General features: G+C 69.9%; 12 protein-coding genes. 11 read left to right on the top strand and 1 reads right to left on the bottom strand.

Annotated features, from left to right (window positions below; genetic code table 11):
• The first annotated feature begins 96 nt into the window (after positions 1–96).
• The 8 genes from QK442_RS22425 to QK442_RS22390 all read left to right on the top strand — a co-directional run bounded on the left by QK442_RS22425 (position 97) and on the right by QK442_RS22390 (position 9,375).
• The gene (locus QK442_RS22425) at positions 97–1,344 is read left to right on the top strand and encodes an amidohydrolase (protein WP_282695814.1); all 1,248 of its coding nucleotides are present in this window, start codon (positions 97–99) and stop codon (positions 1,342–1,344) included.
• Between the two features lie 268 nt (positions 1,345–1,612).
• Positions 1,613–2,671, top strand: coding sequence for a BMP family ABC transporter substrate-binding protein (locus tag QK442_RS22420; protein ID WP_282695813.1), 1,059 nt, complete (start codon positions 1,613–1,615; stop codon positions 2,669–2,671).
• Between the two features lie 217 nt (positions 2,672–2,888).
• Positions 2,889–4,514, top strand: a complete 1,626-nt coding sequence (locus QK442_RS22415; protein ID WP_282695812.1) for an ABC transporter ATP-binding protein — start codon at positions 2,889–2,891, stop codon at positions 4,512–4,514.
• Positions 4,511–5,629 (top strand): ABC transporter permease, encoded by a 1,119-nt coding sequence (locus QK442_RS22410; RefSeq protein ID WP_282695811.1) that lies wholly within the window; start codon positions 4,511–4,513, stop codon positions 5,627–5,629. Before QK442_RS22415 ends, QK442_RS22410 begins: the two co-directional genes overlap by 4 nt.
• Complete coding sequence (locus tag QK442_RS22405; protein ID WP_282695810.1) at positions 5,626–6,888, top strand: ABC transporter permease; 1,263 nt, start codon at positions 5,626–5,628, stop codon at positions 6,886–6,888. The genes QK442_RS22410 and QK442_RS22405 overlap by 4 nt, the downstream gene beginning before the upstream one ends.
• Positions 6,885–7,274, top strand: coding sequence for a cytidine deaminase (locus QK442_RS22400; RefSeq protein ID WP_282695809.1), 390 nt, complete (start codon positions 6,885–6,887; stop codon positions 7,272–7,274). Before QK442_RS22405 ends, QK442_RS22400 begins: the two co-directional genes overlap by 4 nt.
• A gap of 125 nt (positions 7,275–7,399) precedes the next feature.
• The gene (locus tag QK442_RS22395; protein ID WP_282695808.1) at positions 7,400–8,677 is read left to right on the top strand and encodes a thymidine phosphorylase; all 1,278 of its coding nucleotides are present in this window, start codon (positions 7,400–7,402) and stop codon (positions 8,675–8,677) included.
• Positions 8,678–8,784: 107 nt separating this feature from the next.
• Complete coding sequence (locus QK442_RS22390) at positions 8,785–9,375, top strand: Uma2 family endonuclease (protein WP_282695807.1); 591 nt, start codon at positions 8,785–8,787, stop codon at positions 9,373–9,375.
• Here the strand turns inward: QK442_RS22390 and QK442_RS22385 are convergent.
• Positions 9,368–10,021 carry an HAD family hydrolase gene (locus QK442_RS22385; protein WP_282695806.1) on the bottom strand — a complete coding sequence of 218 codons (654 nt, stop codon included), beginning with the start codon at positions 10,019–10,021 and terminating at the stop codon, positions 9,368–9,370. The genes QK442_RS22390 and QK442_RS22385 overlap by 8 nt on opposite strands.
• Positions 10,022–10,039: 18 nt before the next feature.
• Between QK442_RS22385 and QK442_RS22380 the strand changes: the two genes are divergently transcribed.
• The 3 genes from QK442_RS22380 (at position 10,040) to QK442_RS22370 (ending at position 13,221) form a co-directional block, all read left to right on the top strand.
• Positions 10,040–10,339, top strand: a complete 300-nt coding sequence (locus QK442_RS22380) for an STAS domain-containing protein (RefSeq protein WP_282695805.1) — start codon at positions 10,040–10,042, stop codon at positions 10,337–10,339.
• Between the two features lie 164 nt (positions 10,340–10,503).
• Positions 10,504–10,965 carry a hypothetical protein gene (locus QK442_RS22375; protein WP_282695804.1) on the top strand — a complete coding sequence of 154 codons (462 nt, stop codon included), beginning with the start codon at positions 10,504–10,506 and terminating at the stop codon, positions 10,963–10,965.
• A 9-nt stretch (positions 10,966–10,974) separates the two neighbouring features.
• The gene (locus tag QK442_RS22370) at positions 10,975–13,221 is read left to right on the top strand and encodes a DUF6571 family protein (protein ID WP_282695803.1); all 2,247 of its coding nucleotides are present in this window, start codon (positions 10,975–10,977) and stop codon (positions 13,219–13,221) included.

Here is a 13,221-nt window from a genome sequence, read left to right as displayed (position 1 = left end):
TCCCATGCACGGTAAACCGAGATTCTTTCCCCTAACGGGCTGAACTTTTTGTGATCAACGGGCAGTTGATCACCGGATGGGCCTACGCTTCAAAGGGTGAACCAGTTGAAGTCCCGTGAGCCCGGATCCGTCACCCTGCCCGGAACGCCGTCCTCCTCCCTGCCTGGCACGCTCTCCGCCCCCCTGCGCGGCGAACTGATCGCCTTCCGCCGGGACTTGCACATGCACCCCGAGCTCGGCAACCAGGAGTTCCGCACCACCGCCGCGCTCAAGGCCCGCCTGGAGGCGGCCGGCCTCGCGCCGCGGGTCCTCCCGGGCGGGACCGGGCTCATCTGTGACATCGGGACCTGGGACGGCGGGCGCCCCATGCTCGCCGTCCGCGCCGACCTCGACGCCCTGCCCATCCCGGACGCCAAGACCGTCGCGTACCGCTCCACCGTGCCGAACCGCGCCCACGCCTGCGGCCACGACGTGCACACCACCACCGTCCTCGGTGCCGGCCTGGTCCTCGCCGAGATGGAGCGCGAGGGCCGGCTGCCGCGCCCGGTACGGCTGCTCTTCCAGCCCGCCGAGGAGGTGCTGCCCGGCGGCGCCGCCGACGCGGTCGCCGCGGGCGTCCTCGACGGCGTCGGCCGGATCATCGCCGTCCACTGCGACCCCAAGGTCGACGCAGGGAAGATCGGGCTGCGCACCGGCCCCATCACCTCCGCCTGCGACCGCCTGGAGATCACCCTCGACGGCCCCGGCGGCCACACCGCCCGCCCCCACCTCACCACCGACCTGGTGACCGCCGCCGCCCGCGTCGCCGTCGACGTGCCGGCCGTGCTCGCCCGCCGGATCGACGCCCGCTCCGGCCTCTCCCTCACCTGGGGCCGGATCGAGGCCGGGCACGCGCCCAACGTCATCCCGCAGCACGCCGAGCTCTCCGGCACCGTCCGCTGCCTCGACCTGCCCGCCTGGCGCGACGCCCCGGACCTGGTGCACGCCGCCGTCGACGAGGTCGCCGCGCTGCACCGGGCCAAGTCCACCGTGAACTACGTGCGCGGCGTCCCCCCGGTCGTCAACGACCCGGTGATCACCGAGCTGCTCCGCGACGCCATGACGGCCCGGCGCGGGACCGACTCCGTCGAGGACACCGAACAGAGCCTCGGCGGCGAGGACTTCTCCTGGTACCTGGAGCACGTGCCCGGCGCGATGGCCCGGCTCGGCGTCCGCACCCCCGGCGACCCGCGCGTCCGCGACCTGCACGCGGGCGACTTCGACGTGGACGAGCGGTGCATCGAGACCGCCGTGGAGCTCTTCACCGCCGCCGCGCTGCTCGACGCGGGCGCCGACATCGGCTGATACCCGCCCCTGGAGGAAGCTCCCAGGGAGCCCCCGGAGACCCACGTCCCCGGGGGCTCCCGCACATCCGCCACCGGGCCTCATCTCGGCTGATGACACGGGGTTGCGCCTTGATCGCCAAGCGTGCAGGGGTACTGTGGCCCGGGATACGCGTCGATACGGTAACGACTCATGAACGGGTCTTTAACTGACATCTACGCGCGTTACGATCGCCGCAAAGCCAGCGCCGGAAGAGGCGCTTTCGGTCAGTCTTGAAGGGACCCTCCTCTTGCGCCGGATCACCAGGATCACCACCGTGGGCATCGCCTCCGCGGCGCTCGCCCTCTCCGCCACCGCCTGCGGCAAGTCCTCCTCGGAGGGCGGCTCCGGTACCTCCACCGACTCGAAGGCGACCAAGGCCGCCATCGCGTACGACATCGGCGGCCGTGGCGACCAGTCCTTCAACGACGCCGCCTACGCCGGCCTGAAGAAGGCCGAGGAGGACCTCGGCGTCAAGGGCTCCGAGGCCGAGCCGTCGTCCGGCGAGGGCGACGCCGACAAGGTGCAGCGCCTCACCTCGCTGGCCCGCGCCGGCAACAACCCGGTCATCGGCGTCGGCTTCGCCTACGCCCCGGCCATCGAGAAGGTCGCCAAGCAGTTCCCGAACACGACCTTCGGCATCATCGACGACACCTCGGTGACCGGCCCGAACATCGCCAACATGGTCTTCAACGAGGAGCAGGGCTCCTACCTGGCCGGCGTCGCCGCCGCCAAGGCGTCCAAGACCGGCACGGTCGGCTTCATCGGCGGTGTCGAGGTCCCGCTGATCAAGAAGTTCGAGGCGGGTTACGTCCAGGGCGTCAAGGACACCAACCCCAAGGCCAAGGTGCTCACCCAGTACCTGACCCAGCCGCCGAACTTCGACGGCTTCGCCAAGCCCGACCTCGGCAAGGCCGCCGCGGAGGGCCAGCTCGACAAGGGCGCCGACGTGATCTACGCCGCCGCCGGTCTCGCCGGCTCCGGTGCGATCGAGGCCGCCTCCAAGGCCGGCAAGTGGGCCATCGGCGTCGACTCCGACCAGTACAACCAGGCGGGTCTGGCCTCCTACAAGGACGCCATCCTGACCTCGGTCACCAAGGACGTCTCCGACTCCGTCTACAACCTGATCAAGTCGGTCAACGACGGCAAGCCGCAGACCGGTGAGGTCCGCTACGGTCTCGCCACGGACGGCGTCGGCCTGGCCGACTCCAACCCGAAGTACAAGGAGATGACCGACCTCATCGCCGCGGTCGACAAGGCGAAGCAGGACATCATCGACGGCAAGATCACGGTCAAGACCGCTCCGTAAGGAAGCACAGGTCACGATCGTCACGCCCGCGGGCCCGGCCCCGGTGGGACCCCCACCGGACCGGGCCCCGGCCCCATTCCCGTACGGGTTTTCATTTTTCGGCAGCGCTACGCGCGTAGATGTCGCATCGGCACGATAACTTCGCCCCGCCCTGCCCTCCGCTCCCACTCCTTCCGGCCAAGGAGAGTGCGTCATCAACGCGTCCAGCCCCCCGGCCGTGGAACTCCACGGCATCACCAAGCGCTTCCCCGGCGTCGTCGCCAACAAGGACATCGCGATCACCGTCCGCAAGGGCACGGTCCATGCCCTGATCGGTGAGAACGGCGCCGGCAAGTCGACCCTCATGAAGATCCTCTACGGCATGCAGAAGCCGGACGAGGGCACCATCGCCGTCGACGGCGAGCAGGTCACCTTCTCCAGTCCCGGTGACGCCATCGCGCGCGGCATCGGCATGGTGCACCAGCACTTCATGCTCGCCGACAACCTCACCGTCCTGGAGAACGTCGTCCTCGGCGGCGAGAAGCTCTACGGCATCGGCGCCAAGGCGCGGAAGAAGATCCAGGAGATCTCCGAGGCGTACGGCCTCGGCGTCCGCCCCGACGCCCTCGTCGAGGACCTCGGCGTCGCCGACCGGCAGCGCGTCGAGATCCTCAAGGTGCTCTACCGCGGCGCGAAGATCCTCATCCTCGACGAGCCGACCGCCGTCCTCGTCCCGCAGGAGGTCGACGCGCTCTTCGACAACCTGCGCGAGCTCAAGGCCGAGGGTCTGACCGTCATCTTCATCTCGCACAAGCTGGGCGAGGTCCTGAAGGTCGCCGACGACATCACCGTCATCCGGCGCGGCACCACCGTCGGCACCGCCGACCCGAAGACCGCCACCACCAAGCAGCTCGCCGAGCTGATGGTCGGCAGCGAGCTGCCCTCCCCGGAGACCCGCGAGTCGACCGTCACCGACGTTGCCATGCTCCAGGTGCGGGACCTCACCCTCCTGGAGCACGGCGCGACCGGCGCCCCGCTCACCACCGCCGCCCCCGAGGACCCGTCGATCGCGACCACCGTCCACGAGGAGGTCGCGGTCGGCCGCAAGCTCCTCGACGACATCTCGCTCACCATCCACAAGGGCGAGATTTTGGGCATCGCCGGTGTCGAGGGCAACGGCCAGACCGAGCTGATCGAGGCCCTGATGGGTCTCCGCACGCCCGACTCCGGCGTCATCAGCCTCGACGGCGAGGACATCTCGACCCTCCCCGTGCGCAAGCGCCGCGAGGGCGGCATCGGCTACATCCCCGAGGACCGCCACCGCCACGGCCTGCTCCTGGAGGCCCCCCTCTGGGAGAACCGCATCCTCGGCCACGTCACCGAGGCACCCAACTCCAGGCGCGGCGTCCTCGACCCGAAGGCCGCCCGCAAGGACACCGAGCGGATCGTCCGCGAGTACGACGTCCGCACCCCGGGCATCGACGTGACCGCGGCCTCCCTCTCCGGCGGCAACCAGCAGAAGCTGATCGTCGGCCGCGAGATGAGCCACAACCCCAAGTTCCTGATCGCCGCCCACCCCACCCGCGGTGTGGACGTCGGTGCCCAGGCGCAGATCTGGGACGCGATCCGGGACGCCCGCCGCGAGGGCCTGGCGGTGCTGCTGATCTCCGCCGACCTCGACGAGCTGATCGGCCTCTCCGACACCCTCCGGGTCATGTACCGCGGCAGGCTCGTCGCGGACGCGGACCCCGCCACCATCACGCCCGAGCAGCTGGGCTCCGCCATGACCGGCGCGAGCTCCGGCCACCTCGAAGGCGCCGACGCGCCCTCCACCGAGCAGCCCGAAGACGGTGACGCCCGATGATGAAGATCGACAAGGACAAGCTGATCATCGGGGCCGCCGGCCCGGTGCTCGCGCTGGTCACCTCCTTCGTGCTCACCGCACTGGTGCTGCTCGCGACGGGCCTGGACCCGATCGAGCCGATCCGGCTGATGATCGAGAACGCCGAGTACTCGGACATCCAGGTCCTGATCGTCAACCAGACCGGGATCTTCTACCTGGCAGCCCTGGCCGTCGCCATCGGCTTCCGGATGAACCTCTTCAACATCGGCGTCGACGGCCAGTACCGCCTCGCCGCCATGCTCTCGGCCGTGGTCGGCGCCGCGGTGGAGCTGCCCGGCCCGCTGCACATCCTGCTGATCGTGGTCGTCGCGGTTCTCACGGGCGCCTTCTGGGCCGGTATCGCCGGCATCCTCAAGACCACCCGCGGTGTCTCCGAGGTCGTCTCGACGATCATGCTGAACGCCATCGCGACCTCCCTGATCGCCTGGCTGATCCTGACGGACAACTTCGGCGTCCAGCCGGCGGGCTCCAACGACCTCACGACCGGCAGGATCGCCGAGTCCGGCTGGTTCCCCGGCATCGACATGGGCCAGGGCAACGGCGAGATCTACGGCTTCACCTTCGTCGCCCTCGCCCTCGGCGTCGTCTACTGGTTCGTCCTCAACCGCACCAAGTTCGGCTTCGACCTGCGCGCCACCGGCGCGAGCGAGACGGCGGCCCAGGCCAGCGGCGTCGACGCCAAGAAGATGATCCTCACCTCGATGCTCATCTCCGGTGGCCTCGCCGGCCTCTCCGGCATGCCCACGCTGCTCGGCGAGACTCACACGTACAGCCTGTCGTTCCCGGTGGGCGTCGGCTTCACCGCCATCACCATCGCGCTGCTCGGCCGCAACAGCCCGGTCGGCATCCTCTTCGCGGCCCTGCTCTTCGCGTTCCTCGAGAAGGCGTCCTCGTCGCTCGACGTCGAGGGCTACCCGAAGGAGATCACGCAGATCATGCAGGGCATCATCGTGATCGCCGTGGTCGTCTCCTACGAACTCGTCCGCCGTTACGGCCTCCGCCGCCAGCAGCAGAAGGTCGGCGAGGAACTCGCCGCCGGCGGTGCCGTCAAGACCGAAAAGGAGATCTCGGCATGAGCACCGGTACCGTCGCCAAGCCGAGCGCCGCACCCAAGGGCACCGGGCGCCGCAAGCTCACCTGGCCGTGGATCCTGCTGATCGTCGCGTCCGGACTCGTCCTCTTCTCGCTGGTCCGGACCGTCTCCGGCGCCGACGACCTGACCTCCGTCGGCCAGATCTCCGGCGCGCTCCGGCTCGCCGTCCCGATCGGCCTCGCCGGCCTCGGCGGCCTGTGGGCCGAGCGCGCGGGCGTCGTCAACATCGGTCTCGAAGGCATGATGATCCTCGGCACCTGGTTCGGTGCCTGGGCCGGCTACCAGTGGGGCCCCTGGACGGGCGTCCTCGTGGGTCTCCTCGGCGGCGCGCTCGGCGGCCTGCTGCACGCGATCATCACGGTCACCTTCAACGTGAACCACATCGTCTCCGGTGTGGCGATCAACATCCTCGCGGCCGGCTTCACCATGTACCTGTCGAACTTCACGTTCGGCGAGGCCGAGGGCGGCTCCTCCAAGCAGTCCCCGCGCATCGACCCGATCACCGACATCACCATCCCCGGTCTGTCGGACTGGCTGGCGGACCTCCAGCAGAAGCACTGGTTCCTGGTCTCCGACCTCGCCGGCATCCTCGGCGGCCTGGTCACCGACCTGTCGCTGCTCACCGTCGTCGCGATCCTGCTGATCCCGGCCACCTGGTGGATCCTGTGGCGCACGGCCTTCGGCCTGCGGCTGCGCTCCTGCGGCGAGAACCCGGTGGCCGCCGAGTCCCTCGGCGTCAACGTCTACAAGTACAAGTACATCGCGGTCGTCGTCTCCGGCGCCCTCGCGGGCCTCGGCGGTGCCTTCCTCGCGATCGTCTCCACCGGCATCTACCAGGAGGGCCAGACCGGCGGCCGCGGCTACATCGGTCTCGCCGCGATGATCTTCGGCAACTGGATGCCCGGCGGCATGGCGCTCGGCGCCGGCCTCTTCGGCTTCACCGACAGCCTCAAGATCCGCGGCGGCGCCGAGAACGTCCACGCGCTGCTGCTGCTCGTCGCCGTCCTCCTGGTGCTCGCCGCCGTCTGGCAGCTGTACAAGAAGAAGTACGTGCCGGCCCTGGTCGCGGCCGTCTTCTCCGTGGGCTTCTTCCTCTGGTACGGCCTCACCGACGAGGTCCCGAGCCAGTTCGTCGACGCCGCCCCGTACGTCACCACCCTCCTTGTCCTCGCCCTGTCCGCACAGCGGCTGAGGATGCCGAAGGCGGACGGCCTGCCGTACCGGAAGGGCCAGGGCAAGTGACGGCCGACTGGGACCTCCTCCGGAAGACCGCCAGGGAGGCGATGTCCCGCGCCTACGCGCCGTACTCGGGTTTCCCGGTCGGCGCGGCGGCGCTCGTCGAGGACGGGCGGGTGGTCTCCGGCTGCAACGTGGAGAACGCCTCCTTCGGCCTCGGCCTGTGCGCCGAGTGCGGCCTGGTCTCGCAGCTCCAGGCCACCGGCGGCGGCCGGTTGACGCACTTCGTGTGCGTGGACGGCAGCGGCGGCCCGCTGGTGCCGTGCGGCCGGTGCCGGCAGCTCCTGTACGAGTTCGGCGGCCCCGACCTCGTCCTGGAGACGCCCGCCGGGTTCCTCACCCTGGCGGAGATGCTCCCGCAGGCCTTCGGCCCGGACCACCTGTCGAAGTAACCGCCTGCCGAAGCAACCGCCTGTCGCGGCGGTCGAGCAGCACACCGGAGCGGCCCTTCCGGCACGATGGGAGGGGCCGCTCCCTCCGTTCCCCCCTCTATGCGCGTAGAAAGAGGCAACACGACATGGACGTCATCTCCGTCATCCGGACCAAGCGGGACAAGGGCGAGCTGAGCCCGGAGCAGATCGACTGGGTCATCGACGCCTACACCCGCGGCGAGGTCGCCGACGAGCAGATGTCGGCCCTGGCCATGGCGATCCTGCTCAACGGCATGAACCGCGACGAGATCGCCCGCTGGACGGCGGCGATGATCGCGTCCGGCGAGCGCATGAACTTCGACTCCCTCTCCCGCCCCACCGCCGACAAGCACTCCACCGGCGGCGTCGGCGACAAGATCACCCTCCCGCTCGCCCCGCTCGTCGCCGCCTGCGGCGCGGCCGTCCCGCAGCTCTCCGGCCGCGGCCTCGGCCACACCGGCGGCACCCTCGACAAGCTGGAGTCCATCCCCGGCTGGCGCGCGCTCCTCTCCAATGAGGAGATGCTGCACGTCCTCGACACCACCGGCGCGGTCATCTGCGCGGCCGGCGACGGCCTGGCCCCCGCCGACAAGAAGCTGTACGCGCTCCGCGACGTGACCGGCACCGTCGAGGCGATCCCGCTCATCGCCAGCTCCATCATGTCCAAGAAGATCGCCGAGGGCACCGGTTCCCTGGTCCTGGACGTGAAGGTCGGCACCGGCGCCTTCATGAAGAACATCGAGGACGCCCGTGAGCTGGCCTCCACGATGGTGGCGCTCGGCACCGACAGCGGCGTGAAGACGGTCGCGCTCCTCACCGACATGTCGACCCCGCTCGGCCTCACGGCCGGCAACGCCCTCGAAGTCCGCGAGTCCGTCGAGGTCCTGGCCGGCGGCGGCCCGCAGGACGTCGTCGACCTGACGGTCGCCCTCGCGGCCGAGATGCTGGCCGCGGCGGGCATCAAGGACGCCGACCCGGCGAAGGCGCTCCGGGACGGCTCCGCGATGGACGTCTGGCGCCGCATGATCGCGGCGCAGGGCGGCGACCCGGACGCGGCCCTCCCGGTCGCCCGCGAGCAGCACGTCGTCACGGCCCCCGCCTCCGGCGTCCTCACCCGCCTCGACGCCTACGACATCGGCATCGCCGCCTGGCGCCTCGGCGCGGGCCGCGCCCGCAAGGAGGACCCGGTGCAGGCCGGCGCGGGCGTCGAACTCCACGCGAAGCCCGGCGACGAGGTCACGGCGGGCCAGCCGCTCCTCACCCTCCACACCGACACCCCGGAGAAGTTCGACTACGCCCTGAAGTCCCTGGAGTCTGCCTGGGACATCGCCCCCGAGGGCACCCCCTTCGCCCCGAACCCGATCGTCCTGGACCGCATCGCCTAAGGGCCCTGGCATGTGCCGATGACACCTTCGGGCGAACGGGACCGGTGGACCCCCACCGGTCCCGTTCGGCATGCTGGGATCGGTGACGACCGAATGAGGAGCACACCATGAGCGCACTCGCTGCCGAGCCCCAGCCCGACCAGGGCAACGGCTGGGAGGACCTGGTCCGTCGCTGGGAGTCGATGGACTGGCCCGAGGGCTGCAAGGTGGAGATCATCGAGGGGATCATCACCGTGGCACCCACGCCATCCGCCCGGCACAACAGCATCGCCTACCGGGTTCTGCGGCGGCTCACAGCCGTCATCCCCGAGGACTGGGGCGTTTACCAGACGCAGTCCGTCTCGATTCCGAGCCGCATGAGCGCCTTCATCCCTGATCTCCTTGTGGCTCCGCTGGCCGAACTGGACGGACCCGGCCATCTCATCCCCGCCACGGCGGGAGAACTCGTCGTCGAAGTCACTTCTCCGTCGAACGCGAGCACCGACCGGATCACGAAGGCCGCCGCGTACGCGGAAGCGGGGGTGCCGCTCTACCTCCTCATCGACCGCCATGCGCCCGGCGGTCCCACCGTCACCCTCTACGGCGAACCGAAGAACGCCGTCTACCGGGTCCTGCGCGCCGTCCCGTTCGGCGAGGAGATCCACCTCCCCGCCCCCTTCGACCTCACCCTCGACACGAGCGAGTTCCCTGTCAGCTGACCCCTATCAGCCCCGGCAGCCGCCGCATGTCGTCGAAGACCACCGTGCCCGGCCCCTCAAGCCGGGCCGCGCTGGTCAGACCCCCCGTGTAACCGAACGCCCGCATCCCCGCCGCCCGCGCCGCCCGCACGCCGTACGGGCTGTCCTCCACCACCGCGCAGCGCTCCGGCGGGACGCCCATCGTGGCGGCGGCGTGCACGAAGAGGTCCGGGGCGGGCTTGCCCCGGGCGACGTCGCGGGCGCTGAAGACGCGGCCCTCGAAGCGGTCGAGCAGGCCGGTACGGGTCAGGTTGCGGCGGATCTCGGCGTGGCTGCCGTTGGAGGCGAGGCAGTACGGGACCGCCAGCGCGTCCAGGACCTCGGCGACCCCCTCGACCGCCGTCAGCTCCGCGTCGAGCACCGTCTCGTACCGGACCCGGTACGGCTCCTGCCAGCCCGGTTCCAGCGGCCGGCCCCGGCGCTCCTCGACGAGGGCCGTCCACACCTCCACCGGCGAGCCCACGAAGTGCTCGACCAGCTCCGCCTCGGTGAACTCCGCGCCCAGCTCGGCGAAGACCTCCCGGTCCACCCGGCAGTAGAGCCGCTCGCTGTCCACCAGAACGCCGTCACAATCGAAGATCACCAGTTCGACAGGGTGAGAAGTCATGAGCGTGAGACTAGTGCGATGAGTTCGGGCCCCCCGGCCGGTCACCAAGGCGTGGACACCAGTCGGCCCCTCCTCATGACCCTCCCCGCCCGCCCCACCCGCGAGGAGGCCGCCCGGCTCTGCGCCACCCTGGCCGCCGCGCCACCGGGGGAGGCCCGGTGCCAGGTGGCGGCGGAGGCGTACGGGCTCGGCGTCGTCGACGCCATGGCGCGGCTCGCGCTCGAAGCCCGCCGGCACGGGCACCGGCTGACCTTCCACGGAGCGGGCCCGGACCTCACCGCCCTGCTCCGCCTCACCGCCGTCGACCAGGTCCTCTAGCCGCCTTCCTCGCAGACCCCGGGGTTCTCACGTGTGGGAGGAGTGAAGATCGGCCAGGCCGAAAGTGCCCGTATGTATGATCGATTACTCATGCTCGGCCGGTGGCCCTGTCCGGATCCACGGCCGACGGCGCGATTCCGACCGTCAGGACACGGGGGTGGACGATGTCGTTCGAGGATGAGTGGGCCGCGGCCAAGACGGCCGCCGCCATGAGACTGAACCAGGCCGGCGGTACGGGCGGCTCGACGCCGGCGAAGGGCTCGGCGGACTACGTCATCGAGGACGACGACCTGGGTGCGATCGGCCACGCCGCGCACGGCCTGTTCAACGGGCTCCAGGCGGGCGGGAAGCACGCCGCCGCGGCGAGCGAGACCGCGGCGAGCGGCCTGAAGGGCGACGGCTTCGACGCCGGCGCCGCCCTGGGCGAGGTCAACAAGACCTGGGAGACACAGGTCAGGACCCTGCTCCAGGCGTGTGCGCACATCTCCAACCACCTGAACTTCACGAAGAAGTCCGCTCAGGCCGAGGACGACTGGATCGCGGCGCAGTTGCGCATCGTCGGCCCGGTCGCGCCCGGCGACGACGGAGCCGTACCGGCGTCCAAGATCAGTCAGCTCTTCCGGTAAGGAGCTCTCATGCCCACGTTCGAACAGCTCCTGAACGCCAAGCTGGGGCCGGCGCAGGCCGCTGTCACCCAGTGGTCGGAGATGATCACCAAGCTGAGCGCCCTCAAGACGGAGGCGTCGGCGATGAAGACGAAGGCGGACAAGTCGACCTGGCGGGGCGAGAACGCCACGGTGACGAAGGAGTTCGTCACGAAGACGGCGAAGGAGTTCGGTGACGCGGTCACCGAGGCCGAGTCCGTCCGCGACCTCCTCCAGGACGCGCACACGCTGCTCAAGTCGGCCCAGGACGACCTGAAGGCGACGTACGAGAACCCTCCGCCGGGCATCACCATCTACCCCAACGGTGTGCTCAGCCACCGCGTCCACCCGGACCGCAGGTCGGCCGACAGTACGGAACCGGTGGCCACCGAGGCACAGTTCGAGGCGCTGCGCGGCAAGATCGAGGGCATCCTGAAGCGTGCCGCCGAGGCGGACGAGCTGTGCGCCTGGGGCCTGCGCGCGCTGATCAAGAACCACCCGAACGACTTCGGCAGCACCGACCTCGGAGGCATCGCCGACGCGAAGAGGATGCGCGAGGAGGAGAAGCGGCAGGCGGAGAACGGCCGGGAGGCCGCCAAGCTCTACGGCCGCTGGGAGCACCTCGACGACAAGGAGCGCGAGCGGCTGCTGAAGCTCGTGGAGGAGGGCCAGGGCTCGCCGGCGTTCTCCGCCGAGCTCATGACCAACCTCAGCTTCAACGGCCGGGAGCAGCAGGAGGCCGTACTCCTGCTGGCCTCCAGCCTGGAGGCCGGCGGCCGCGACGGCCAGGTCTCCGCGACCGACGCCCGCCTCTACCGGGCGCTGTCCGGGAGCCTCGCCACCGCCACCGGACCCGATTCGCCGCTCGGTTCCCCCGGCGGCGCCACCTCCGCCTGGACCGACCGCCTCATCTCCGTGGCCCGCGACGGCAACGGCCTTCCGAACCGGCACCCGGGGCAGCTGGGCGGCGGGGCGGCGGGGCTCAGCGCGCTCACCAAGCTGATGGCCGCGGACTCCGGCGACCCCGAGGTCTACGACCCGAACAAGGACCCCAAGGAGAAGTCCTCGCCCTGGAACAAGGACAAGGGCGACCCGGTGTACAGCGAGGCCTTCCTCACGGAGGTCGCCGACACCATCCGCGACTGGGAGACGACCACCGACGACCCGTACGACGGCCACATGAAGAACTGGCAGGGCACGCAGGAGGACCCGATGAAGGGCCTGCTGAACGCCATGAGCCGCAACCCGTCCGCCGCCACCCACTACTTCGACCCCAGCACCACCGACAACCTGAAGTACTTCCTGGACGACCGGAAGTGGCCCGGCGGCGACGTCGAGAGCAAGATGCCGGAGGAGCTCCAGCACACCTCCGCCCGGGCCGAGCTCGGTCTGGCACTCGAGGCCGCAGCCACCGGGCGCGTCCCCGGTTCACCGCTGCACCCCGTGCCCGCCCACCACGACGGCGCCGAGACCGCGATCTTCGAGCGGGTGATGGGCGAGTACACGAAGGAGCTCAGGACCAACCAGAGCGCCATCCCCGTCTCCATGCGGCTGCCGATGGCCGACATGATCGCCGACTACGCCTCCGACGTGCACCAGATCCTCGGCAAGAAGATGGACGGCCCGACCGACTTCAATCAGCTGGAGATCGACCGCGGCGACCTCACCCGGATCATCCGCTCTACGGCCGAGGACCCGAACGCCTACAAGGTGATCCACGGTTCGCAGAGCGCGGTCACCGGTGAGGGGCTCGCACGTTTCCCAGCGGACTCCTTCCGCCAGGAGGACCCGGAGCTGCGAGCCTGGGTCAAGCAGTCCGCGTCGGTGCTCGGTCACCTTGACGGTGTCCGCGGCGATGTCATCTATGACCTGGGCCAGGCGGAGAAGGACGCCAATAACTGGAAGAAGATGGTCAACTACCACGTAGTTGGTGGGCTGCTGACCCCGATTCCGGTCGTCGGCGACGGCGTCCAGCGCACGGTGGACTGGGCTCTGACGGGGATTCAGAACGAAGACAACGCCAAGGTGGATGCCAAGACCCGCGAAAACATGATCAAGCATTACGACGAGGGCCAGAGGCTGATGTACCGCTTGCTGCAAGGGACGGCGATGGATCGCGGCCTGACGGAGGAGGAACTGGATGCGAGCCCCGGCGAGTACGAGGACCACCTCCAGGCGATCACCGAGCAGTGGTACCAGAACGGCATGGAAGACGCCGACAAGTCGATGGGCCAGTGA

Source organism: Streptomyces sp. CC208A (assembly GCF_030010625.1).
GTDB lineage: Bacteria > Actinomycetota > Actinomycetes > Streptomycetales > Streptomycetaceae > Streptomyces.
Note: the sequence above shows the minus strand (reverse complement) of the source record. Positions and strands in the feature narration are given on the sequence as shown.